This is a genomic window from Cerasibacillus sp. (assembly GCF_036516575.1).
In the GTDB taxonomy this organism is placed as follows: Bacteria; Bacillota; Bacilli; order Bacillales; family Amphibacillaceae; genus Cerasibacillus.
Map to the genome: position 1 here is coordinate 1 of NZ_DATBTY010000023.1, position 23,921 is coordinate 23,921.

Sequence of the window (23,921 nt, forward strand, 5' to 3'; positions counted from 1 at the left end):
AGCCCAGTAACAGATTGAACACCTTGTAAACTATCTTCAATGGCTTTTTCCATAACACGCAAATTATTTTCCATTTGCGCAAAAACTTGTTCACGTGTCTGATTTTTGACGTCCATTTCTTGACGAATCATCACTTCTGAAATAGGTATGTCATCTTCTTTTGCCTGATCAATGAGTTCGGCTACTGTACGGAACATCATCAAACCCCCTTGTGCTCTTTATTTCAATGTTTAGCTAACAATTTTTGCAATTTGAATAATATGATCAGCTTCTTCTAATTCTTGGAGAACCAAATCAGATACATTTTCATCGACTTCAATAACCATTAAAGCTTCTTTACCAACGTCTTTACGATTCACTTCCATATGTCCGATGTTAATCTGATGCTTCGCTAAAATCGAAGTCACTGAGGCAATCGCTCCGTAACGATCGTTATGCATGATTAAAATAGCGGGGTGATTTCCTGATAAACGAAGTTCAAACCCGTTAAGTTCGATAATCTCCACTTTTCCACCACCTATTGAGATACCGATTAACTCTAATGTTTCGGCTTCATCACCTATGATGATTCGGGCTGTATTTGGGTGATCAACCCGAGCACTATCTTCAATAAATTCTATTTCAATTCCTCGCTTCTCAGCTAGTTGTAATGCTTTCCTTAGCCGTTCATCATCTGTATCATAACCAAGTAATCCACCTACAAGAGCTAAATCAGTCCCATGGCCACGATATGTCTTAGCGAAAGAACCGTACAAATGAATTTTGGCCCATTTTGGTTCTCTTCCAAATAAGTTTCTTGCTGCAAGTCCAATCCGCGCGGCACCTGCAGTATGTGAACTGGACGGTCCTACCATAACTGGACCGATAATATCAAATACGGAATTAAACTTCATCGTTATGACACCTCGCTTCTATTATTCACATAACCTTAACATGAATTATAGCAAATATATGGTCATTTATCACACAATATTTTTCCACTCATAAAAAAAATCACCTCTCCCCATACCGGAGAAGGTGATTTTTTTATTCAACAGATAAAATATATGAATAGATTGGCTGGTTACCGTGATGTACCTCTATTTCTATGTCTTCATACTTTTCTTCTACAAATTGCGTTAGTTCTTTAACTTCAGTATCTGTCACATCTTCACCGTAAAGGATGGTTAAGATTTCATCGTCATCAGTAATTAATTCTTGAAGTAATCCTTTTACCGTTTCAAATCGATCAGATTCACATGCTTTAATACTGCCATCTAAGATTCCCATATAATTACCTTTATTAATCAACATACCATCAATCGTCGTATCTCTTACCGCATATGTGACTTGTCCTGTTTTAACTTCGGCAAGTGCTTCAGTCATATGCTCTTGATTCGTCTCAATATCTTCATCAGGATGGAAGGCTAATAAAGCACTAATCCCCTGTGGAATTGTTTTTGTCTTGACAACCGCTACATTGTCTTCTGTCAAATCACGCGCCTGTTCTGCTGTCATAACGATATTTTTGTTATTAGGTAAGATGATAATATTATGGGCATGCGCTGCTTTAATGGCATCTGTAATATCTTGTGTGCTTGGATTCATTGTCTGCCCACCTTCAATAACAACAGTTGCACCTAGATTGTTGAAAAGGTCCTTTATACCTGATCCCATAGCAACAGCGATTATCGCATATGGTTTCTTTTCAGCTTTAACTTCGTTCTCAGCATGTTTCTCTTTCAAAATAGCAGCATGTTGTTCACGCATATTTTCAATTTTCATATTGATTAAGCTACCATATTGTTGGCCAATTGTGAGAACCTTACCCGGATATTCAACATGAACATGAACTTTAACGATGTCATCATCGCTTGCTACGAGTAGTGAATCTCCGTGTTTACTCAATTCCTCTCGAAATCCAATTTCATCAAACGGTGTTTCAGCTAATTTATCAGCTTCGAATTTCACCATAAATTCTGTACAGTAGCCATATTCGATGTCTGATGTGTCCATAAATTCTTGATTGATTTTATGATGTTCGGCGTTAATTAATTCTTCCATTTTAATTGTGTCTGCCTCTTCGGGTAGATCTTCACCTTTAAGCGCTGCTAAAAATCCTTCGTAAATCGTTACAAGACCTTGTCCACCTGAATCAACAACACCGACTTCTTTTAATACAGGTAATAAATCTGGCGTTCTTTTTAAGGACGCTTTTGCTTCAGTAACAACTGCTTCCATAAATGGAATGATTTCCGTTTCAACTTCCGCTTGTTCAGTCGCTTTTGCAGCTGCATCTTTCGCAACTGTTAAAATTGTTCCTTCAACCGGCTTCATCACGGCTTTATAGGCTGTGCGAACACCTTCTTCAAACGCCATAGCTAAATCTGTTGTCGTCAACACTTGTTGACCTTCAGCACCTTTTGCAAAACCACGGAAAATCTGTGATAAAATAACACCAGAATTTCCTCTTGCTCCCATAAGAAGTCCTTTTGACAATGCTTTCGTAACATCCGAAATATGTTCACTGTCCGTTTGTTGAACTTCTTTCGCTCCAGAAGTCATCGATAAATTCATATTTGTTCCTGTATCTCCATCTGGAACAGGAAAGACGTTTAATGCATCAATATTTTTGGCGTTATTTGATAAATGGCGTGCACCGATACGTACCATTTTCGCAAATTGTTTGCCATCTAATTTTTCCACCATACTTCCTCCTCTTACGAAATAACAAAACGCTAATCTTTATTTACACGAACACCCTGTATGTATATATTGATTGAATCAATTTCTAATCCGAGTGTTTTCTCTAACGTATATTTTACCTGTGACTGTACGTTGTGAGCAATTTCAGAGATTTTCGTTCCATAGCTCACAATGATATACATATCAATATGCAAATGATTGTTGTCTTTTCGGACAACGATACCACGTGAATAATTTTCTTTTTTCAAGATTTCAGCAATACCATCTTTGATTTGACTTTTAGATGCCATGCCGACAATTCCATAACATTCAACAGCTGCTCCCCCAGCTATTGTTGCAATCACATCATTCGTAATCGTCACGACCCCATCACTTGTATTAATTTCGATGGACATGTTGATCCTCCTCCATATTAACTTAAACATATTCTACTATAAGCCTTGATTTTTTAAAAGTAGTCATAAATATGAAAACGCAGGACTTTCGTACTGGTGTATTAATTGACATAAATATGTCAATTCTTTACAGAATGTAAACACTTGGACTCGTTTTGTATCTTACCCTTTATATAGAATGAACGAATCCGTTTGTTCTGTCAAGAATTTTTCCTTTCGTATCGGTTATTGCATCTTTTTCTTACATGTGGTAAATTGAATTAAGTATTCGTTAGTTGTTAAGTTAGGAGGGATTACTATGGCAAGAAGATGCGTTGTTACAAAAAGACAAACACGTACAGGTAATAAGCGTTCCCACGCTTTAAATGCTAATAAACGTAAATGGAAAGCAAATGTACAAAAAGTTCGTATCATGGTAGATGGTAAGCCTAAACGCGTTTATGTATCTGCCCGTGCTCTGAAAAAACTTGGAAAAGTTGAGCGTGTATAATTGTTCTCTTAAAAAAATAAAAGCACCTTTAAAGGTGCTTTTATTTTTTTTGGGTATTTACTTGTCTTTTTTAAAAATACTGATGACAATGCGAACAAATCCCCCAATAAACCGTGGTAATTTAATGGTATAAAACTTCATGAGACCGACCTCCTCATATAAACACAAGCATATGCAGTGAAACTTGGCTTATGAATCACGACTCTTTATTACTAATAGTATGCCAGTTTCATATGAAAAAGTACCTTTATTTTCAGTAAGCTTGTTAGAAATACAAAGCGAAGAACCAAAAGACACGGTTTGATTCTTTAATGGATAATAAAACCCATGAAGTGTTAGCCCTGTTATCTCTTTTGTTAAAGGTAAAAAAGAGATATGTGGATAGGCAGAATGGAATGAAACCGAATATTTACCTGGATAAGTGATTCTAAGTATATTTTGTTTATCAATTATTATTCCTTTTATATCATGTTCTAATAGTGTAAGAAGAAGTTGTATATTAACAATTGTATGATCTAAACGCCCACCCGTTACCCCAAACAAATAAATATTTTTCGGGTTGTATGCTATTGCCAGATCAATCGCTAACTCGAGATCTGTCTTGTCTTTTTCAATAGGGTAGATTTTTACTTTGTTCGCCAAGTTTTTTATTTGTTCAATTTCATCGTCTGATATGGAGTCAAAGTCACCAATCGCGATTTTTGGTGATATCCCGTGCTTAATTAAAGTTAGTGCACCACGGTCGGCACCAATCCAAATGTCAACTTCCTTTCTATAATCTGATAGTGGTGGAATATTTTTCAGTGGTCCATTAGCAACAATAGCGATATTCATTCATTCTCTCCCTGAACTTGAACACGCTTAATTGACTGTCGAATAGCATGAACAGCTTGTTTGCGGTCTTTTTTACCAAAAATTGCACTTCCTGCTACGAGTATGTCTGCACCAGCTCTTGCACAAGCATAAGCCGTCTTTTCATTAATCCCACCGTCAACTTCTATTAAGAAATCATCATGTTGATTGTTCCTTATTTCAGCAAGGGTTTCAATTTTAGGAACCATCTCTTCGATAAACGATTGTCCACCAAAGCCTGGATTAACTGTCATAATTAATACGAGATCAATTTCTGATAAGATATGTTGAATCGTACTAATCGGTGTCGCAGGATTAAGACTGACGCCTGCTTTGACACCACTTTTCTTAATATGCTGTATCGTACGATGAAGATGCGTACACGCTTCTTGATGAACAGTGATGATAGATGCTCCCGCTTGAGCAAATTGTTCAATATATGTGTCTGGATTTTCAATCATTAAATGAACATCTAATGGTAAATTGGTAACTGGTTTAATCGCCTCAACAACGAGGGGACCGATTGTTATATTAGGTACGAAATGACCATCCATCACATCAACATGAAGATAATCGACCCCTAATTGTTCTACTTCTTTAATTTCTTCTTGTAATCGTGAAAAGTCTGCAGACAATAATGATGGTGCTATTTTTTTCATTATGAATACCTCGGCTTTCGTGATTGTATTTCTTCTAAAAACGCAAGATAATGATCGTAACGAAATGTAGCCATTTCCTTGTTAGCAACGGCTTGTTTTACAGCACATCCCGGCTCTTTGTCATGTAAGCAACCTCTAAATTTGCAATGAGCTTGGAATGTTTTAATCTCCGGAAAACATAAACCGAGCTCTTCTCTTGAAATATGCGAGAAGTCAACGACACTAAATCCCGGAGTATCGGCTACAAGACCGCCATTAATTTCTAATAGTTCAACATGTCTTGTCGTATGTCTACCCCGACCTAAACTTTTAGAAATCTGAGCGGTTTCCAAAGTTAGCGATGGTTTAACTGCATTTAGGATTGATGATTTACCTACCCCGGATTGCCCTGCAAACACGGTTATCTTATCATTAAATAACGATTTCATAGTCATAAAATCTCTCGGTTCTTTTGCTGAAAATAATAAAACATGATAGCCGATTTTTTCGTAAATTGCTTTAAATTCTTTTATTGTTTTCAAATCGCTATCATTAGCTAAGTCTATTTTATTAATAATAATAAGTGGTTTAATTCGCTTAGATTCAATAAACACGAGAAATCGATCGAGTAATAACGGGCTAAATTGGGGCATCTTAACAGAATTGACAATCATAGCTTGATCAACATTCGCAATCGGAGGCCGAGAAAGTTCAGTCTTTCTCGGCTTAATTTCTTGAATATATCCTTCTAAATCACTGGATTTATCAAAAACAACAAGATCTCCGACAAGTGGACTTACTTTTTGTTTACGAAATAGACCACGGCCTTTACAAGCATACAAATTTTCATCAGATTGAACATAATAAAATCCACTTAATGCTTTCATTATTCTACCTTCTGCCATTCATTCACCCTCTTTAATCTCTATATGGTACGGTTTTTTCTATAATCAATTCGTCATCACGGACAACCTTATACTCACCAAATGAGCCAGGTGCTATCAGTAATGTAATCGAATATTCCGTATCACTTGTAATCTTATCTTCTTTATAGACTTTTGAAATTTGATGTTCTACATCTTCAATATAAATTTTTACTGTTTGTTCTTTTGGCTTCTCATCATCGTCATCGCCTTGTATTTCTCCACTATATGGGACTGTAAAACGGACTGTATGAGAAACTGGTGGTTTTTCTTCTGGTCCAGTAGATACATATACATCAACTGTTGCGCCTTTATTTAATGAAGCACCAGATTCTGGGCTATGTCTTATAACATGACCTTTAGAAACAGACTCCGAATGCTCCTCTTTTTTGTTCATTTTCAGGCCGTTTTCTTCAAGGTAGGATTTTGCTTGATCCAATGTCATGCCCTTTAAATTATTTAAGCTTATTAATTCAGGCCCACTACTAATTTCAAATATAACCTTTGTTTCACTCGGAACAACTTCCGAATCTGGGGTTGGCTGAATTTGATTTAATATCTCACCCACCGGCTCGTCTGAATGTTTTTCGTAAGCTATCACTTCTTCATACCCTTTGTCCTCTAACAAACGTTTGACTTGTTCAAAATCTCTTCCAACATAGTCGTCCATCTTGAATCTTTCCTTACCTGCACTGACGAGCACTGTGACAGTCGATTTTTCTTTAGCAGTCCGGCCAACGTTCGGATTCGTTTTAACGACTAACCCTTCTTCAACTTCATCTGAATACGTATCTTCTTTTTCCGCTTCTAACTTTACTTTTTCAAGCTCTTCAACCGCTTCCTCATATGTCATACCAATAACATCGGGAATAACAACATCTTTTGGTTGAAAAATTCCAGGTATGATAAATAATGCTGCTAGTCCAGATGCGATTAGAATGAATATGATCAGCAATATACGACGCCATTTTTTCTTTTTTGGTGCTTTTTTCTTTTTTGGTTTCTTTACTTGTTGATTTTGTTTATCTGAAACTTTAATTGTCTTTTCATTCGGGCGATGAACAATTGTTTCATCATGATTCGATACATTAGTGTCTTCAAGATTCGTAATGATTGGAATCGCTTTTGTCTCTTCCCCGACTTCTTGGGGTGGGCTATATTTCGGCTCATTTATCCGACTAGAATCAAGTGCTGTTTCTAAACTATGATACATTTCTGATACCGATTGAAAGCGATGGAATGGATCCTTTGCAGTCGCCCGTAAAACAATATTTTCAACACTTTGTGGGATATCTGAATGATAGTTTCTGACAGACGGGGTATTATTTTGTAAATGTTTCAAAGCAATGGATACTGGTGACTGCCCTGAAAAGGGTAAGCGCCCTGTCAATAGTTCAAAGAAAACAATTCCGAGCGAGTAGATATCTGATTTTTTTGTTGCCATACCACCCCTAGCTTGTTCTGGTGATAAATAATGAACAGATCCTAGAATCGAATTCGTTTGTGTTAAAGCCGTTGAACTAAGAGCAATGGCAATACCGAAATCTGTCACTTTCACTTGCCCATTCTGATCGATTAAAATATTTTGCGGTTTAATATCCCGATGGATAATATTATGTTCATGGGCATGATGTATCGCCGATGTGATCTGTTTCATAATGTCTACTACGTCTTGAACTGGAAGTGGGCTGAAGCGTTGAATATATTCCTTTAATGTCATGCCCTCAACATACTCCATAACCATATACAACAAATGATCTTCATCACCAACATCATATATATTAACGATATTAGGATGCGCCAAACTTGTTGCCGATTGGGCTTCTCGATCAAAGCGCGCAATAAATTCTTCATCATTAGCAAATTCCATCCGGAGCATTTTTATAGCGACCTGGCGATTAAGAATTAAATCCTTTGCTAAATAAACATTAGCCATGCCACCGCCACCGATCATATCTATGATTTGATAGCGGTCATCTAATATGTGACCTTTTAACATGATGCCTCACCTTTTTCTTCATGGATGGGATGCTTCATAATTACTAACGAAACATTATCCTCTCCACCCCGCTCATTTGCTAAATCAACCAATTGTTTACCAATCATAGAAATGTCTACATCTTGACTTAAATGGTTTATTAAATCATCATCATCTACTTTGTCAGTTAAACCATCCGAACAAAGTAATACGATTGCTTCTTGATCCCAACTTAATGACTGAACGTCCGCTCCAACTTGGGGTTGTGTCCCTAATGCTTTTAAGACAACATTTTTCTGTGGATGATGTTTGGCATCTTTTTTTGTTATTTCTCCTGATCGTACAAGTTCATTAACAAGTGAATGATCATTTGTGATTTGACTTAATGTCGCATTTTGATATTTATAGCATCGGCTATCGCCAATATGTGCCACAGTAAAGAATTCATCGGCAAATAAAGCAATCACGACTGTCGTCCCCATTCCCGTGCACTCGGTTTTTTCTTGTGCTAATTGGTAAATGGCTGCATTAATATGGTCCAACATCTGTACGAGCCATTTTTCTGCTTGTTCAGGTGTTTCAATTGTTACACATGCTTGCCATTTTTCTTGCAACATTTGTGTTGCCATGTTACTTGCTACATCCCCTGCTTTATGCCCGCCCATTCCATCGGCTATCACAGCAAGATATTGACCAGACTTATTCTGGTATAATCCGCCTGAATCTTCATTATGAGGTCGAACTTTACCGCGGTCTGTATAAAAAACCCCATCCATCATACAACACCTCTTTACTAAACGATTTATACTCATTCGTCCTATTTATATTTTAAGCGGGTTAGAAAGAAACCATCTGTATTATAAGTTTGTGGAAATAATTGTAACCCGTACGGACTTATACCTGGTGATTGTTGTAATTGTACAGGTAATTGTTTGAAAAATAATGAATCAACTTTAAACATATCATGTTTTTTAAGAAACTTCCTTATGACCTCTTCGTTTTCTATCGGTTCTACTGTACATGTACTGTAAACTAACAACCCTGTTTGCTTCAGAAGTGGTGCTACCTCTGTCAGAATCGCTAATTGAATGTCTGACAATCGCTTGATATCAGCTAGTTCTTTATTATATTTAATCTCGGGTTTGTTACGAATAACTCCTAAACCTGAACATGGTGCATCAACTAAAATGCGATCAAAAGTATGTTCTTGATAATGTTGCCGTAATTGTCGCGCATCTTCCCTAGTGGCATGAATAATATTTAGTTGAAGGTTATTGGCCTTAACATCGATTAATTGAATCTTTTTTTGATGTAAATCATGGGCGTAAATGTTCCCTTTATTAGACATTTTTTCTGCTATATGTGTTACTTTTCCACCTGGTGCACTACATGTATCTAAGACTGTCATATGTGGTTTAGCTTGGATCATCTCGCCAACAAGCATTGAACTTTGATCTTGAATTGTAATCTGATTGTTTTTAAATAAGTTGGATTTTAATATGTTTCCTTCTTTAATAATCATGCCTTGTGAAGAGAAGATAGAAGGTTCAACGGTATACCCTTCTCTACGTAAAGACGCCATAGCATCATCTCGGCTAATGAGTAGAGGTTGGACTCTAACTGATATCGGCTGATGAATGAGATTTGCCACACACATTTCTTTCGTATGTTCCAAGCCATAATGATTAATCCAACGTTTTACAAGCCATTCAGGATGACTCGTATTAATTGAAAGGCGTTTTACATCATCAATTATTGTATCTGTATCTGGAACCCCTTTTCGTTGTATTTGTCGCAACACACCGTTCACAAAAGAAGCTATTCCTTTATGCCCTCGTTTTTTAGCAATCTCCACTGCTTCATGAATGATGGCATATGGGGGTACGCGGTCTAAATAAATCATTTGGTAGATTGACATTTGCAGTAATGTACGAACCCACGGTGTTGCCTTTTTCTTTGAATCTATAAAATGATTTAAGTAATAATCTAATGTCAGTTTTCGCTGAATAGTACCATAAACGACTTCTGTTAGTAATGCACGATCCGCCGAAGAAAAGTCTGCTTTCTTCACAGCTTGGTCAATAAGCAAGTGACTAAAACCATTATCTTTTTCAATTCGAATCAATAGATCGAGCATCGTCTCTCTTAGTGCAAATTTACTCAAATAGTTTCACCCATCTTTGTACCCATCTTAATTTGATCACTGTATCCTAATAGAAATTCTTTTGTTGTCATTCTTTTTTTTCCCGCTGGTTGTAATTCCGTTATGCGAATGGCTTTTTGATTACCACAGCCAACGATAATGGCCTCTTCATCAACTACATCCACAATTTCACCTGGCTGGCAATCATATGTTTTTTCATCTAACTGAGCCCACCAAATTTTCATCGTCTTATTGTTATATTTTGTAAATGCTACTGGCCACGGATGTAGGCCACGAATTTGATTGTAGACATCAATATGGGAGTTCTCCCAATTAATTTTTTCATCGGCTCGATTAATATTTGAAGCAAAGGTTGCTTTTGTCTCATCTTGTGGGGTTGCTTCTATATTATTTTTAAATAGCTCTGGTAATGTATCTAAGAGTAAGTCTTTCCCTAGTTCAGATAATTTATCATGTAAAGAGCCAGCATGGTCATCATGTTCAATTGAGATGCGTCGCTGTGAAATGATGTCACCAGCGTCTAATTTCTCTGCCATATACATGATTGTAACGCCTGTTTCCTCTTTTCCTTGAATGATGGCATAATGAATGGGAGCACCACCTCTAAGTTCAGGTAATAATGACGCATGAACATTAATACAACCAAATTCCGGTGTTTCCAATAGATCATTAGGGAGAAGTTGCCCATATGCAGCTGTCACAATAATGTCAGGTTTATAGTCTAAAATCACTTGATAATTTTCGCGAAGCTTTTCAGGTTGAAAAACAGGGATATTTAACTGTTCAGCCGCCACTTTTACTGGTGGGGGTGTAATGACTTTCTTTCTACCCACTGGTCTATCAGGCTGGGTCACAACGAGAACTATTTCATAATCTGTTTCACTTAAAGCGTGTAGAATTGGTACTGAAAAATCGGGCGTACCCATAAAAACAATGCGTTTCATCATTATCATTCCTCTACATAAATTGATATGGTTGCATATCAATCGTAATCTGCAACTCATCTTGATTCATTTGATTTTCAAAAGGGCGAATGGCCATATTGATTTTCTCAATTAATTGATGTTCTTTTTTGTATTTTATCATGCACTGGTAACGATATCTATCTTTGATACGCATAATCGGTGATGGCGTGGGCCCTAGCACCGTTGTATGGCGCCCCAAATATTGTGTCAGAGCTTGGACAATCTGCTCAGTTATGTTTATTGCCGTGGCATGATTTGGGTGTGATACGGTAATTAAAGATAAATAGACATAGGGCGGATACTGATATTGCCGGCGCATGCGCATTTCAATATTAAAAAATTGCACATAATCATATCGACTAGCTAGTTGGACTGTGTAATGTTCAGGTGTATATGTTTGAATGATGACTTCACCTGGTAATTCATGCCTGCCCGCACGCCCACTTACTTGTGTTAATAATTGAAATGTTTTTTCTGCCGACCGAAAATCAGGTAAATGAAGCATGGAATCCGCTGTTAATACGCCAACAAGTGTGACATTTTCAAAATCTAATCCTTTAGCAATCATCTGTGTTCCCAGCAGAATATCAGCTTCATGATTACTGAAACGAGCAAGCAGGCGTTCATGTGCTCCTTTTCTTCTCGTTGTATCAACATCCATACGAATAACGCGTGCTTCAGGGATTAGTTTTGTCAATGCTTCTTCGACTCGCTCTGTTCCCGTTCCAAAATAACGAATGTATTCACTCTGACATTCTGGACAAACGATGGGCATCGGTTCTTCATATGAACAATAGTGACATTTTAATTGGTGAGAACTTTTATGGTATGTCAACGCAATATCACAATGTGGACATTCACTCACATGGCCGCAATCACGACACATAACAAATGTCGAAAACCCTCGTCGATTTAATAAGAGTACAATTTGTTCTTTTCTCATAAGAGCAGCTTCAATTTTTGATTTTAATAAACGAGAAAACATCGTTCGATTACCAGCATGTAATTCTTGACGCATATCAACAATTTCTACTTCTGGCATCGCTTTATTATTTGTCCGGGTATCTAAAACAGCGAGTTCATAGACACCTTTTAATGCTCGTGCATAAGACTCTAAGGTCGGTGTCGCACTCCCTAAAATGACCGGACATTGATGATGGATTCCTCTTTGAATAGCGACATCGCGCGCATGATAACGTGGCTGATCTTCTTGCTTATAGGATGTTTCATGTTCTTCATCGATAATAATGATTCCGATATTTTCAAAAGGGGCGAAAATTGCTGACCGTGCACCAACAACAACTTGTACTTCCTGGCGATAGATTTTACGCCATTCATCATATTTTTCACCTGCTGATAGGGCACTATGAAACACAGCGACATTGGAACCAAAGCGCCCTTTAAACCGTTTAACCATCTGAGGTGTAAGTGAAATTTCCGGAACTAGAACAATGGCTTCTTTACCTTGGTCGAGAACATCTTGGATTGCTTGTAGATAGATTTCAGTTTTTCCACTACCTGTTACACCATGTAATAAAAACACCTCGTGTTCTTCCTGATAAATCAGTTGTTTGATCGGTTGAATGGCCTGTTCCTGTTGTTTAGTTAATCGGAGTGGCGATGTTCTGGTAAACACTTTATCATCATATGGATTGCGATATACTTCTTGTTGATAGGTTTCAATCATTCCTTTCTGCTTCAATTGCCGAATCGTTGAATAGCTCGTTGAATACAGCTTAAGAAGCTCTTTTTGACTAAGTGGATCTCGATTATTAATAAAATGTTCGATAATTGCACGCTGTTTTTTAGCACCTTTTGATAAGTCTTCCAATGCCTCGATAAGACGATATTCTTCTAGCTTCGGACGAACCATTGTCACGTATTTTTTTGTTACTTTCGATTGGACGATATAATCGATGTAAATATCCCCCGCCTGAATCGCTTCTTGAACAAGACGATAAGATATAGTTGATTCCATTAATTCATCAAAATTAACAACATCACGTCCAGCAAATAAAAATTCTAACTCTGGGATAAGTTCTCCTTTAGTGAGTCGAACGATTTCTTTTTTATAGGCAGCTTTTAATACTTGGGGAAGCATCGCTTGATACGCTGTAATATAATAACTAAGCGTATGGTCTGCTACCCATTTTCCGAGTCCAATCATTTCGTCGGTTAAAACGGGTGTAAAATCAAGTACATCACTAACTTCCTTTAGTCGTTTAAACTTGGATTCATTTGTTCGATTGATGACAAATCCCATGACTTTACGTGGGCCGAATGGAACAATCACCCGCATGCCAGCTGTCAGGATTTCTTGAAACCTTTCAGGAATTAAATAATCAAAAGTTTGGTTCACCTGTTTTGCTGGTACATCGACAATCACCTCAGCTATTTTCACGTTATTTCATCCTCTAAATCGCGTTTAATACGCCGCAATATATGTTTTGCAACATTCTGCTTCGTTGCTAAAGGGATGTTCTCTAAATGTTCATCGCGGTTAATATATGTTACTTTATTCGTATCGCCAGCGAATCCTGCCCCTTGTTCTGAAACATCATTAACAACAATAGCGTTTAAGTTTTTGGCTTTTAATTTCTTTAATCCATTCTCAATAACATTGGTCGTTTCTGCAGCAAAACCGACTAAAAATTGATCTTTCTTTTTCTCACCAAGTGATTGTAAAATATCTTGAGTTCTAACCATTTCTAAAGTCAGTTCACCTGATTGTTTCTTCATTTTCTCCTCGTGGACAATTTTGGGACGGTAATCAGCAACTGCAGCAGCTTTAATGACAATATCTTGAGTCGGATAATGCTTGTGTATCACGTTATACATGTCTTCTGCTGAGATAATGTCAACTCTTTTAATGTTAGGATGATGAATGTGTTCATGTACTGGTCCAGTTATCAATGTCACATTTGCTCCAAAATCGGCTGCTGCCTTAGCTAAAGCAAATCCCATCTTACCACTGGAACGATTGCTTAAAAAGCGTACCGGATCAATGATCTCACGTGTAGGTCCAGCAGAAACGAGAACTTTCTTTCCCTTTAATATTTGCTTTTCTGTTAAGTGGTCTTCAATCACTTCGATAATCGTTTCTGGTTCTTCTAAACGCCCTTTTCCAACCCAACCACAGGCTAAATGACCTGCTCCTGGTTCAATAAAATGATAACCCCAATTTTCTAATTGTTTCATTTGCTTAACAATAGCTGGATGCTCATACATATGAACATTCATAGCTGGTGCTATGTATACAGGAGCTTTTGTTGCTAATAAAGTTGTTGTTAGCATATCATCTGCTATCCCTATTGCAAGTTTTGAAATAACATTAGCTGTTGCTGGAGCAATTATTATCATATCTGCCCAATCTGCTAAATCTATATGAGCAATTTTTTGCGGGTCTTTTTCGTCAAATGTGTCAAAATAGACGGGATTTCTCGACAATGCTTGGAATGTTAACGGCGTCACAAATTTAGTCGCACTCTCTGTCATGATGACTCTAACGTGAGCGCCTTTTTGTGTGAGTTTACTTGTCAGGACACACGCCTTATATGAAGCAATCCCCCCTGTCACGCCAAGAACAATTTTTTTGTCTGTTAGCATTTATATCCCAACCTTTATAACTATTTTTCTAGCAAACATACCTTCTTATTTATTTATACCATGAATTAGCAGTTGGCACCATCTAAGAAAAACATCCTGTAATTAAAAAGCCCCCGCGAAACTTTCGTGAGGGCTCTCTATCATTCCTTACTATCTTCTAAAATTATTTTTTCTGCTGCTATTTCTTCAAGGGCTTTTCCTACTAATTTATATGATTTTGGATTTTCAATTTGTAAATTATCCAATTCTTTAAGTTGTCTTGCTCGTTTAGCAGCAAATGTAACAAGTGAATATTTGGTATTTACTTTTTCTAGTAATGAATCAATGGATGGATATAACATTTATTCAACCTCCAAACGTTTTTTATGTATATGAGCGACACGATGTCTTCTTAAGTGTTCACTTTGAATAATCGATTCAACCTTAAAAGTAGCCGTTTTCACATCATCATTTTCAATCAGATAATCATATTGATCCATCAAATTAATTTCTTCTTTAGCTTTTTTCAAACGACCTTGCATAAGTGAGAGCGATTCAGTCCCGCGGTGAACAAGCCGCTTTTCCAATTCTTCAAGGCTTGGTGGTAAAAGGAAAATAAAGACACCTTCTGGAAAATTTTCCTTTACTTGCATCGCACCTTGTACCTCAATTTCTAACAATACATCACACCCTTTTTCTAACTGTTCTTCGACAAACTGACGCGGGGTGCCATAATAATTATCGACAAATTGGGCGTATTCTAGTAATTTATTTTGTTTAATCAGTTCCTCAAATTCTTCTTTCGTTTTATAATAATAATCCACACCGTCAACTTCTCCTGGGCGGATATCTCGTGTAGTTGCTGATATTGAAAATACTAAATCCGGATTTCTTTTAAATAATTCTTTTCTAACAGTACCTTTTCCCACAGCTGAAGGACCGGATAAAATAAATAATATGCCTTTCTGTTCACTCAACGAGGCTCCTCCTTACACTTTAATCTCTTTATTAAATCATGATTCATCGAGGTATTCATCTTGATTCACTAAACGCTGACCGACTGTTTCTGGTTGAACCGCAGATAAGACAACATGATCACTATCTGTAATAATAACGGCTCTTGTTCGTCTTCCATATGTAGCATCAATCAATTTATCACGTTCTCTAGCAATTTGAATAATTCGCTTAATGGGAGCCGATTCCGGAGAAACAATTGTAATAATTCGATTAGCGGAGACGACATTACCAAAACCGATATTGATTAATTGTAATCCCAAACTTGTCCCTCCTTTAGGTGACAGTACTTGGATACGATATCTCCGCAAAAATTTTATTGAACGTTTATTACGTCTATTATAGGAGATAAGTTTACGAAAAAACAACTATTTACTCGATATTTTGGACTTGTTCCTTTACTTTTTCAATTATACTTTTTAACTGAACGGCTAATTCACTAATTCCTGGATCTGTTGATTTAGAACCAATCGTATTAGCTTCTCGCTGCATTTCTTGCAAAATAAAATCTAACTTTCTGCCAACGGATTCCGCTTCATTTAACGTTTCTGTAAAATGATAAATATGACTATACAACCGAACGATTTCTTCAGCGATATCTCCCTTTTCAGCTATAAGTGCAATTTCTTGTGTATACCGTTCTTGATCAGAAGCAGTAAAGTCCCCTACATAGTCTTCTAAACGGCTATGAATACGCTTCCGATATTCTTCAATAACAAGTGGCCGTTGCTCTTCAAGACGCTTAACAAGATGATGAATAACTTCAATGTGTTTGTGGATATCAGTTTGCAGAAACTCGCCTTCAGTTTCTCGCATCCTTTTTACTTTTAGACATGTTTGTTCAACCACATCAAGTAATTGTTCCTGCCATTCTAATGGTTGTTCTTCTATTTTCTCAATCCACATGCAATTTGGGTTCGTTGCTAATAAGGAAAGTGAAATTGAATCATTTAGTTGATATGTTTCTTTTAAGTCTTCCATTTTTTGTACGTAATCGTCTAAGAATTCCCAATCTAGCTCTAATGTTTTTTTATTAAATGAATCACCGTATACATTGATAAAAACTTCAATTCGACCCCGTTTAAAGTAAGTCTGGATAATTTTTCTCACTGGTTCTTCAAGAAACATGAGATTACGAGGAAAATGAGGTACATAGTCTAAAAACCGATGATTAACACTTTTTATTTCTATCATAATAGTCGTATCCTTGAATTGAAAAACTTCTCTACCATAACCTGTCATACTAATAACCGACACACAAATCACATCCCATTGATAAGTCCCCTATATCGGTAAATATCGTTATCCCTAAACACATATTTTCGCATTGAAAATAAGCTACTATCAACATTATACGACAATCAAGCTAATTTAGCATCCGGGACAATAATGAGTTTGTCATTGTTTATTTTTTTGAAAATCCAAAAATGATTGTCGGGATCATACTTAATCCGATGATTAATAACCAATCATGGAAAAATAAATACGTCGTTTGGAAAATTGGCTGTAATGGTGCCCAGTAAATAACAATTAATAGTAAAAATAATGATGATAAAACAGCAATAATGAGATAGCGGTTTTCAAATGGGTTTCTACTAAACACCGATGAGTCACTACGACAATCGAAAACATGTATAAGTTGTGCCATCACTAAGGTAGCAAAAGCCACTGTTCGCGCATGTTCTAAAAGGGCATCATTTTTTTGAAAGACGATTATAAAGGCAACCAATGTAACGAGTCCAATTAAAAAGCCACGGCTTAAAATTTTATACCCTAACCCACCTGCAAAGATGCTTTCACGAGGATTTCTAGGCCCACGTTTCATAACATTTTCTTCAGGTTGATCAAGTCCTAGAGCTAAAGCAGGGAGACCATCTGTTACAAGATTAACCCATAAAATTTGCACTGGAATTAATGGTAGCGGCATCGCCATCATTAAGGCGAATAACATGACAAGAATCTCGCCAACATTTGAAGATAATAAATAACGTACAAATTTCCTGATATTATCATAAATGTTTCTTCCTTCTTCAATTGCCTTTTTAATCGTAGCAAAATTATCATCCATTAGAATAAGTGAAGACGCTTCCTTTGTCACATCTGTACCCGATATCCCCATGCTGATACCGATATTACTTGCTTTAATAGCTGGAGCATCATTAACACCGTCTCCCGTCATAGCAACGACATGGCCTTTTTCTTGGAATGCTTTCACGATTTTCAACTTATGTTCTGGTGTAACACGTGCAAACACATAAACGTCTTCAATCATTTCCTTTAATTCATCAAATGATAATCGATTTAATTCATATCCTTCTAATACAAGTCCATTTTCTGGTAATAGTTGAAGTTGTTCAGCAATTGCTCGAGCTGTTTTAACATGGTCCCCAGTAATCATAACTGTTTTGATACCTGCTTGTTTACATGCTAAAATCGCATTTTTAACTTCTTTCCTTGGTGGATCAATCATCCCGTATAAACCAATAAATGTTAAATCATTTTCAAGTAGGAAATCATCTAGATCATCATCTTTTTTGAGTGGTTTAAATCCGATGGCTAATGTGCGTAATGCTTGATTTGCCATATGATTAACGGCACCTTCAATGTCAAGTTTCACTTTGTTCGTTAACGATTGCCGCCCGGATTCAGTGACGTAATAGGAAAAGCGTGATAGTAAGACATCTGGTGCACCTTTAACAATTAAAAAACGCATCTGATTATGATCTTCTACGACAACACTCATTCGTTTCCGCTCTGAATCAAAAGGTATTTCTTTTATGATTTTTAATTGATGACGATTGGATTCATCCAAACCTAATTTTCTTGCAGCAACTAATAGTGCCCCATCAGTTGGGTCACCTTCAATAATTGAATGCCCACCTTTATCAATTATTGATGCGTGATTACAAACCATACCATAATGAAGCATCATTTTTAAATTCGGATAATCATTTGCTAGCTTTTTATCGTTCAAGTAAAAATGACCTTTTAAATGATAACCATCACCAGTTACAGATAACAATTGATTATTTACATATAACTCTTTGACAGTCATTTTATTTTCGGTCATCGTTCCCGTTTTGTCACTGCATATGACAGAAGCTGTACCCAAAGTTTCAACAGCAGATAACTGTCTTATAATCGCCTTTTTACGAATCATTCTTTGCACTCCAAGTGATAAAGCAACGGTTACAATAGCCGGTAACCCCTCGGGGATTACCGCAACAGCTAAAGATACACCTGCCAAGAACATCTGATAAGTAGGATGACCTTGATAAATACCAATGACAACAACTAAAATGGTTAGACTTAGAGCAACAAGGATTAATACTTTCCCTAATTCAGCCAATCTTCTTTCTAATGGAGTGATTACTCGTCTCGTTTTCGCCATTAAAGAAGCAATATGACCCATTTCTGTCTGCATACCAACACTAACAACAATTCCAAGACCATGTCCTCTCGTTACCATCGTTCCTTTAAATCCCATATTGGATTGATCTTGCGCCTCTAATTCGGATTGATTCAATTTATCTGCTGATTTTTCAACTGGAAGTGATTCACCTGTTAATGGGGATTCTTCTGTTTCAAGGCTATTGGACTGAATGATTCGAATATCTGCTGGTATACGGTCACCTCGTGATATTTTAATGACATCACCAACAACAACATCTTGTGAGGGGATTTTAACCCATACACCATCTCGTAAGACATTGGCAACTGGAGATGCTAATTCTTTAAGTTTTTCTAGTGATTTCTCTGCTTTAAACTCTTGAAAAAAACCGATACAACCATTCAATAAAACAATAAGCATAATCGCGATTGCATCAATATATTCACCAAGCATTCCCGCAATTAATGTAGCCGCCAATAAGATTAATACCATAAAATCCTGAAATTGCTTTAAAAACAAAATGATTTTCGGACTTTTTTTCTCCATTTGTAATGCATTCTCACCGAAGCTCTTTTTTCTTTGAGTTATTTCAGAGCTACTTAATCCATGATTTATATTGACACGTAATTTATTAGCGACGTGATTAACACTTAGTTGATACCATTTATTCACAATACATTCCCCCAAATATCAAGTCTTAAACCAACTTAAACAAGCTACTACCAATATGTATGTCAGCTCGTCCAATTTAATGCTATAATTACAAAAGAGGTGAAAGACAATGCCATTTGATGGAGTCGTTACAAGAGCAGTCGTTGAAGAATTAAATAATACAATTACCCCAGGACGTATTAATAAAATCTACCAACCAACGAAAACGGAACTTTTATTAACCATTCGTAGTAACCGGGAAAACTTTCAATTAATATTTTCCATTCATCCTACTTATGCACGTTTTCACTTAACAGATGATCGGTTTGAAAATCCTAAGGAACCCCCTATGTTTTGTATGGTTTTGAGGAAATATTTATCGGGTGGAATCATAAAAAACATAGAGCAAGATGGCATGGAAAGAGTGATTCGTTTCCAAATCGAAACACGAAATGAACTCGGTGATTTAACAACTTTTCAATTGATTTTTGAGTTAATGGGAAGGCATAGCCACTTAATGTTGGTTGACGAGCGTGGAATGATCCTAGACAGTATGAAACATATTCCAATGGCACTCAATAGACATCGCACCATTTTGCCTGGTTCAGATTATATCGAACCACCAAGTCAAAATAAACTTCATCCCCTAAAAATAACTGCGGATGATTTCATTAAAAAACTTGATTTCAATGCCGGAAAATTACATATGCAAATGGTGCATACAATGGATGGTGTATCACCATTTCTAGCGAAAGAAATCGTTCATCAGGCCCATTTAGGATCTCAAGCTGCCTATAAAGACGCTTTTATTACATTTCAAGAGCAACTAAAGCAGAAAGTATATGAACCGGCCATTTATCATTTAACAAAAGAAGAATTTCACGTTTTAAAGTTGACATATATTGATGAGAAGAAAACTGTTTTTGCCACAGCAAATGAAATGCTTGACCACTATTACTCAGGAAGAGCTGAAAGAGAAAGAGTTAAACAACGGGCACGAGATTTATCACGCTTTTTAAGTAATGAAAAAAAGAAAAATGAACGAAAACTTAAAAAGCATACGCGAACAATTAAACGCGCTGAAAAAGCAGAACAATATCAAAAACTAGGCGAGTTATTAACAGCTCATCTCCATCTTGTTAAACAAGGGGGTCAATCGGTAACAGTCATTGACTATTACGATCCAGAACAAAAAGAGGTAACCATTCAATTAGACCCACAGCTTTCGCCAAGTGAAAATGCACAACATTACTTTAAACAATATCAAAAACTTAAAAACTCAAAAAAAATCGTCACGATAGAAATTGCACGAACAAAAAAAGAAATTGCCTATTTAGAGCAATTATTACAACAAATTGATGTTGCTTCAGAAATAGATATTGCTGATATTTATGAAGAGTTACAAGAGGAAGGTTATATAAAGAGGAAGCGATTAAATAGAAAGAAGAAAAAACAAAAGCCTAAATTAGAACAATATGAAGCGACAGATGGGACATTGATTTTAGTCGGTAAAAATAATAAACAAAATGAATATTTGACACATCGAGTCGCCCATGCGAATGACATTTGGCTGCATACAAAAGATATTCCTGGCTCACACGTTGTCATCCGCCATTCGACACCAAGTGAAGAAACAGTCATGGAAGCAGCTCAAATTGCCGCGTATTTTAGTAAAGCACAACATTCATCAACTGTACCTGTCGATTATACAGAAGTCCGCCATGTCAAAAAGCCACGTGGAGCTAAACCAGGCTTTGTAACATATGATCAACAGAGAACAGTGTACGTAACACCTAATGCACATGTCATTAGAACGCTTCGAAAAGAATAAAAGTAGCACAGACGAGCATGTCTGTGCTACTTTTATTTGTATGTTTATTATTAAACAAGTTCATGTTTTACTGCCACGTCTACATTACCTTTAATCGCTTTTGAAAATGGACAGAATTGATGAGCTGCTTCAACTAGAGCTTTAGCTTCCACATTACGAATCCCTTTTAAGCGAACAGTTAATACAACTGACATTTTGTATCCATGATCAGCATTGTCTTTATGGAATCCGACTTCAGCTGTCGTTTCAGATTCAACTTTGATCTTCTTTTTCATAGCTACAAAATTTAATGCACGATCAAAACACGAAGAATAGCCTGCAGTAAATAACTGCTCGGGGTTTGAACCTTCCTCATTAGATTTCATTAATGGATTGACTAATGTTAAATCAATGATGCCATCTTCCGATTTTGACGTAGCCCCCTTTAGTTGTATTGTTTGATTTAGCTACAGTTGTGAATAAAGCTTTATCCATCCGTATCTTACCTTCAATTTTTGGAAAGTTGATTCCACCTTATGATATTAGAATGATTCATTTTCCACTGGCTTATACGCTGGCAGGTATTATAATTGAGATTCATTCGGTTGTCTAGTATTTAGGAAGGTTTGTTTCGTTAGTATAGAAAGAAAGGCATCAACCTGTGGTAATTGGCGTACCCCTTCTTCATAACATACCCATGTTGATCGTGTAACAGGTTGATCCTCTATCATTAATGGTAAATGCGGGTATTCCGATTTCATTTTCTCTGACACACTTTCTGGTAATACTGCCATACCAATCCCTTGTTTCATAAATTGTTTACACGTTTCTATTTGGTCAACGGCAATCGCTTTTTGTGGTTTAATTAAATCGCTATTGTAATATAGCCAATTATCGACGAGTTCATGCATACTATCATCACTTTTGAATGATATAAGTGGGCGCTCTTTTAACTGTTTTTTAGGAAATGGCTCGGTATCAAAAATATATAAAGGGTCTTCAAATAAGTGCAAACACGTCGTTTCTTTTAATTTTTCGCCGCGGATGATACTGAGATGATAATCTTTGTGATTGTATTTAATGTCCTCACTAATTCCTGTCACTAAATCAATAATCACCTTAGGGTATTTCCCTGTATATTCTCCTAATATCGCGGGTAAAAAACGTTGACTAATGAGCGATGAGCAAGCAATAGATAATGTACCTTGTACATCATCACTCGATTGAGCTAGTTTGTTTTTTAGCCTATTTTCATTTGCAATCACTTCCCTTGCATGTTTTAAAATAATTTCACCACCTGGTGTTAATACGAGACGCTTCGGTGTGCGAATAAAAATGGTGACACCAAAATAATTTTCTATATACTTCAAACGTTGTGTAACTGCTGGTTGGGAAATGAGGATTGCCCTTGCTGTTGCCCGAATCGTTCCAATTTCATTTAACTTTAATAAAAGCTCATAATCTTCAATTTTCATCATAAACGCCTACCCTATAAATATTTGTTATCACATCTTATTATATATTAGTATTTTATTTATTACATGCTAAAACATATACTTAAGCAGAAAGGTAAACTCTAAAAATAAGGAGGTTTTTTAATTGGAAGAAAAATATTTAGTTAGAAAAGTTTTTGCGGAAAACAAAGAGAAATATTTAACTAGTAGCACACACAATAATCCGAATGACTTATCACTTTTAGTTGAATGGTTACAGCCCACTTCGAATATGACCGTTCTAGATATTGCCACAGGTGGTGGTCATGTAGCAAAAGCGCTATCAAAACATGTAAAAAAAGTCATTGCTTCTGATATAACAAAAGAAATGCTTGAAAATACAGCAAAGCATTTGTCCAACATTGATAATATTGATTATTGCATTGCTGATGCGGAACATTTACCATTCCTCGATTCTACATTCGATATCATTACATGTCGAATTGCCAGTCATCACTTCCCTAAACCAGATCGATTCATTCGTGAAGTAAAGCGCGTCTTAAAGCCTCAAGGTCAATTTATGTTAATCGATAATGTTGCTCCTGAAGATGGTCTTTTAGATCAATTTATAAATTCGTTAGAGAAATTACGCGATGTTAGTCATGTTCGAGCTCTTAAAATATCAGAATGGAAAAAGCTATTCAACGAAAATCAACTCACCTTAATAAAAGAAAGAAAAAACAAGAAAAAATTACCCTATGATGAGTGGACAAAACGAACACTAAAATCAGAGAATGAAATTAATAAAGTGACAGATTTTATTTGTCGGGCGAGTGAAAATATCAAATCCTATTATCGCGTAAAATGGGCGAACGGCTCCGTACAATCATTTAGTATTGATGAATGGACAGCTCTATACAAAAATTAATTATTCTTTATAAAAAAAT

General features: G+C 36.4%; 23 protein-coding genes and 1 pseudogene. 3 read left to right on the forward strand and 21 right to left on the reverse strand.

What is annotated here, in order from left to right; translation table 11 throughout:
- The 4 genes and pseudogenes from VIG73_RS03540 to VIG73_RS03555 form a co-directional block, all read right to left on the reverse strand.
- Positions 1 to 197, reverse strand: a pseudogene (locus tag VIG73_RS03540) (L-serine ammonia-lyase, iron-sulfur-dependent, subunit alpha); the annotation flags it as partial.
- A 33-nt stretch (positions 198 to 230) separates the two neighbouring features.
- Entirely contained in the window at positions 231 to 893 is a 663-nt protein-coding gene (gene sdaAB / locus VIG73_RS03545) for an L-serine ammonia-lyase, iron-sulfur-dependent subunit beta (protein ID WP_331639155.1), read from the reverse strand.
- 133 nt (positions 894 to 1,026) lie between these two features.
- The gene (locus VIG73_RS03550) at positions 1,027 to 2,652 is read right to left on the reverse strand and encodes a DAK2 domain-containing protein (RefSeq protein WP_414648364.1); all 1,626 of its coding nucleotides are present in this window, start codon (positions 2,650 to 2,652) and stop codon (positions 1,027 to 1,029) included.
- A gap of 65 nt (positions 2,653 to 2,717) precedes the next feature.
- Complete coding sequence (locus tag VIG73_RS03555) at positions 2,718 to 3,080, reverse strand: Asp23/Gls24 family envelope stress response protein (protein ID WP_331639157.1); 363 nt, start codon at positions 3,078 to 3,080, stop codon at positions 2,718 to 2,720.
- A 298-nt stretch (positions 3,081 to 3,378) separates the two neighbouring features.
- Between VIG73_RS03555 and rpmB the strand changes: the two genes are divergently transcribed.
- Positions 3,379 to 3,570 carry a 50S ribosomal protein L28 gene (gene rpmB / locus VIG73_RS03560; protein WP_331639158.1) on the forward strand — a complete coding sequence of 64 codons (192 nt, stop codon included), beginning with the start codon at positions 3,379 to 3,381 and terminating at the stop codon, positions 3,568 to 3,570.
- 57 nt (positions 3,571 to 3,627) lie between these two features.
- On the opposite strand, the gene spoVM is transcribed toward rpmB, so the two are convergent.
- The 15 genes from spoVM to VIG73_RS03635 all read right to left on the reverse strand — a co-directional run bounded on the left by spoVM (position 3,628) and on the right by VIG73_RS03635 (position 19,752).
- Positions 3,628 to 3,711: a stage V sporulation protein SpoVM gene (gene spoVM / locus VIG73_RS03565; protein WP_146935966.1), complete on the reverse strand. Its 84-nt coding sequence runs from the start codon at positions 3,709 to 3,711 to the stop codon at positions 3,628 to 3,630.
- A gap of 48 nt (positions 3,712 to 3,759) precedes the next feature.
- Complete coding sequence (locus tag VIG73_RS03570; protein WP_331639159.1) at positions 3,760 to 4,404, reverse strand: thiamine diphosphokinase; 645 nt, start codon at positions 4,402 to 4,404, stop codon at positions 3,760 to 3,762.
- Positions 4,401 to 5,081, reverse strand: coding sequence for a ribulose-phosphate 3-epimerase (gene rpe, locus VIG73_RS03575; protein ID WP_331639160.1), 681 nt, complete (start codon positions 5,079 to 5,081; stop codon positions 4,401 to 4,403). The genes VIG73_RS03570 and rpe overlap by 4 nt, the downstream gene beginning before the upstream one ends.
- Entirely contained in the window at positions 5,081 to 5,965 is an 885-nt protein-coding gene (rsgA, locus tag VIG73_RS03580) for a ribosome small subunit-dependent GTPase A (RefSeq protein WP_331639161.1), read from the reverse strand. Before rsgA ends, rpe begins: the two co-directional genes overlap by 1 nt.
- Before the next feature lie 13 nt (positions 5,966 to 5,978).
- Positions 5,979 to 7,982 (reverse strand): Stk1 family PASTA domain-containing Ser/Thr kinase, encoded by a 2,004-nt coding sequence (gene pknB / locus VIG73_RS03585; RefSeq protein ID WP_331639162.1) that lies wholly within the window; start codon positions 7,980 to 7,982, stop codon positions 5,979 to 5,981.
- The gene (locus VIG73_RS03590) at positions 7,976 to 8,740 is read right to left on the reverse strand and encodes a Stp1/IreP family PP2C-type Ser/Thr phosphatase (protein ID WP_331639163.1); all 765 of its coding nucleotides are present in this window, start codon (positions 8,738 to 8,740) and stop codon (positions 7,976 to 7,978) included. The genes pknB and VIG73_RS03590 overlap by 7 nt, the downstream gene beginning before the upstream one ends.
- A gap of 38 nt (positions 8,741 to 8,778) precedes the next feature.
- Positions 8,779 to 10,125 carry a 16S rRNA (cytosine(967)-C(5))-methyltransferase RsmB gene (gene rsmB / locus VIG73_RS03595; RefSeq protein WP_331639164.1) on the reverse strand — a complete coding sequence of 449 codons (1,347 nt, stop codon included), beginning with the start codon at positions 10,123 to 10,125 and terminating at the stop codon, positions 8,779 to 8,781.
- Positions 10,122 to 11,069, reverse strand: coding sequence for a methionyl-tRNA formyltransferase (gene fmt / locus VIG73_RS03600; protein WP_331639210.1), 948 nt, complete (start codon positions 11,067 to 11,069; stop codon positions 10,122 to 10,124). The genes rsmB and fmt overlap by 4 nt, the downstream gene beginning before the upstream one ends.
- 13 nt (positions 11,070 to 11,082) lie before the next feature.
- Positions 11,083 to 13,491 (reverse strand): primosomal protein N', encoded by a 2,409-nt coding sequence (priA, locus tag VIG73_RS03605; protein ID WP_331639165.1) that lies wholly within the window; start codon positions 13,489 to 13,491, stop codon positions 11,083 to 11,085.
- A complete protein-coding gene (coaBC, locus tag VIG73_RS03610; protein WP_331639166.1) occupies positions 13,488 to 14,696 on the reverse strand; it encodes a bifunctional phosphopantothenoylcysteine decarboxylase/phosphopantothenate--cysteine ligase CoaBC in 1,209 nt (402 codons plus the stop codon). The genes priA and coaBC overlap by 4 nt, the downstream gene beginning before the upstream one ends.
- A 140-nt stretch (positions 14,697 to 14,836) precedes the next feature.
- Positions 14,837 to 15,037 (reverse strand): DNA-directed RNA polymerase subunit omega, encoded by a 201-nt coding sequence (gene rpoZ / locus VIG73_RS03615; RefSeq protein ID WP_331639167.1) that lies wholly within the window; start codon positions 15,035 to 15,037, stop codon positions 14,837 to 14,839.
- Entirely contained in the window at positions 15,038 to 15,652 is a 615-nt protein-coding gene (gmk, locus tag VIG73_RS03620) for a guanylate kinase (protein WP_331639168.1), read from the reverse strand.
- A gap of 36 nt (positions 15,653 to 15,688) precedes the next feature.
- Positions 15,689 to 15,952 carry an extracellular matrix/biofilm regulator RemA gene (gene remA, locus VIG73_RS03625; RefSeq protein ID WP_331639169.1) on the reverse strand — a complete coding sequence of 88 codons (264 nt, stop codon included), beginning with the start codon at positions 15,950 to 15,952 and terminating at the stop codon, positions 15,689 to 15,691.
- A gap of 109 nt (positions 15,953 to 16,061) precedes the next feature.
- The gene (locus tag VIG73_RS03630) at positions 16,062 to 16,946 is read right to left on the reverse strand and encodes a YicC/YloC family endoribonuclease (protein ID WP_331639170.1); all 885 of its coding nucleotides are present in this window, start codon (positions 16,944 to 16,946) and stop codon (positions 16,062 to 16,064) included.
- A 148-nt stretch (positions 16,947 to 17,094) separates the two neighbouring features.
- Positions 17,095 to 19,752: a cation-translocating P-type ATPase gene (locus tag VIG73_RS03635; protein WP_331639171.1), complete on the reverse strand. Its 2,658-nt coding sequence runs from the start codon at positions 19,750 to 19,752 to the stop codon at positions 17,095 to 17,097.
- Positions 19,753 to 19,861: 109 nt separating this feature from the next.
- On the opposite strand from VIG73_RS03635, the gene VIG73_RS03640 reads away from it, so the two are divergent.
- Complete coding sequence (locus VIG73_RS03640) at positions 19,862 to 21,562, forward strand: Rqc2 family fibronectin-binding protein (protein WP_331639172.1); 1,701 nt, start codon at positions 19,862 to 19,864, stop codon at positions 21,560 to 21,562.
- 50 nt (positions 21,563 to 21,612) lie between these two features.
- On the opposite strand, the gene VIG73_RS03645 is transcribed toward VIG73_RS03640, so the two are convergent.
- Both VIG73_RS03645 and VIG73_RS03650 read right to left on the reverse strand, forming a co-directional pair.
- Positions 21,613 to 21,927 carry an Ohr family peroxiredoxin gene (locus VIG73_RS03645; RefSeq protein WP_331639173.1) on the reverse strand — a complete coding sequence of 105 codons (315 nt, stop codon included), beginning with the start codon at positions 21,925 to 21,927 and terminating at the stop codon, positions 21,613 to 21,615.
- Between the two features lie 198 nt (positions 21,928 to 22,125).
- Positions 22,126 to 23,016: a LysR family transcriptional regulator gene (locus VIG73_RS03650; RefSeq protein WP_331639211.1), complete on the reverse strand. Its 891-nt coding sequence runs from the start codon at positions 23,014 to 23,016 to the stop codon at positions 22,126 to 22,128.
- Positions 23,017 to 23,140: 124 nt separating this feature from the next.
- Here VIG73_RS03650 and VIG73_RS03655 point away from each other — a divergent pair, with 124 nt between their 5' ends.
- The gene (locus tag VIG73_RS03655; protein ID WP_331639174.1) at positions 23,141 to 23,902 is read left to right on the forward strand and encodes a class I SAM-dependent methyltransferase; all 762 of its coding nucleotides are present in this window, start codon (positions 23,141 to 23,143) and stop codon (positions 23,900 to 23,902) included.
- Positions 23,903 to 23,921: the final 19 nt, after the last annotated feature.

Excerpts from the sequence above, each read along its gene's own strand:
- sdaAB (WP_331639155.1), bottom strand. The coding sequence starts at position 893 with ATGAAGTTTAATTCCGTATTTGATATTATCGGTCCAGTTATGGTAGGA.
- VIG73_RS03550 (WP_414648364.1), bottom strand. The coding sequence starts at position 2,652 with ATGGTACGTATCGGTGCACGCCATTTATCAAATAACGCCAAAAATATT.
- VIG73_RS03555 (WP_331639157.1), bottom strand. The coding sequence starts at position 3,080 with ATGTCCATCGAAATTAATACAAGTGATGGGGTCGTGACGATTACGAAT.
- rpmB (WP_331639158.1), top strand. The coding sequence starts at position 3,379 with ATGGCAAGAAGATGCGTTGTTACAAAAAGACAAACACGTACAGGTAAT.
- spoVM (WP_146935966.1), bottom strand. The coding sequence starts at position 3,711 with ATGAAGTTTTATACCATTAAATTACCACGGTTTATTGGGGGATTTGTT.
- VIG73_RS03570 (WP_331639159.1), bottom strand. The coding sequence starts at position 4,404 with ATGAATATCGCTATTGTTGCTAATGGACCACTGAAAAATATTCCACCA.
- rpe (WP_331639160.1), bottom strand. The coding sequence starts at position 5,081 with ATGAAAAAAATAGCACCATCATTATTGTCTGCAGACTTTTCACGATTA.
- rsgA (WP_331639161.1), bottom strand. The coding sequence starts at position 5,965 with ATGGCAGAAGGTAGAATAATGAAAGCATTAAGTGGATTTTATTATGTT.
- pknB (WP_331639162.1), bottom strand. The coding sequence starts at position 7,982 with ATGTTAAAAGGTCACATATTAGATGACCGCTATCAAATCATAGATATG.
- VIG73_RS03590 (WP_331639163.1), bottom strand. The coding sequence starts at position 8,740 with ATGATGGATGGGGTTTTTTATACAGACCGCGGTAAAGTTCGACCTCAT.
- fmt (WP_331639210.1), bottom strand. The coding sequence starts at position 11,069 with ATGAAACGCATTGTTTTTATGGGTACGCCCGATTTTTCAGTACCAATT.
- coaBC (WP_331639166.1), bottom strand. The coding sequence starts at position 14,696 with ATGCTAACAGACAAAAAAATTGTTCTTGGCGTGACAGGGGGGATTGCT.
- rpoZ (WP_331639167.1), bottom strand. The coding sequence starts at position 15,037 with ATGTTATATCCATCCATTGATTCATTACTAGAAAAAGTAAATACCAAA.
- VIG73_RS03640 (WP_331639172.1), top strand. The coding sequence starts at position 19,862 with ATGCCATTTGATGGAGTCGTTACAAGAGCAGTCGTTGAAGAATTAAAT.
- VIG73_RS03645 (WP_331639173.1), bottom strand. The coding sequence starts at position 21,927 with ATGAAATCTAATGAGGAAGGTTCAAACCCCGAGCAGTTATTTACTGCA.
- VIG73_RS03650 (WP_331639211.1), bottom strand. The coding sequence starts at position 23,016 with ATGAAAATTGAAGATTATGAGCTTTTATTAAAGTTAAATGAAATTGGA.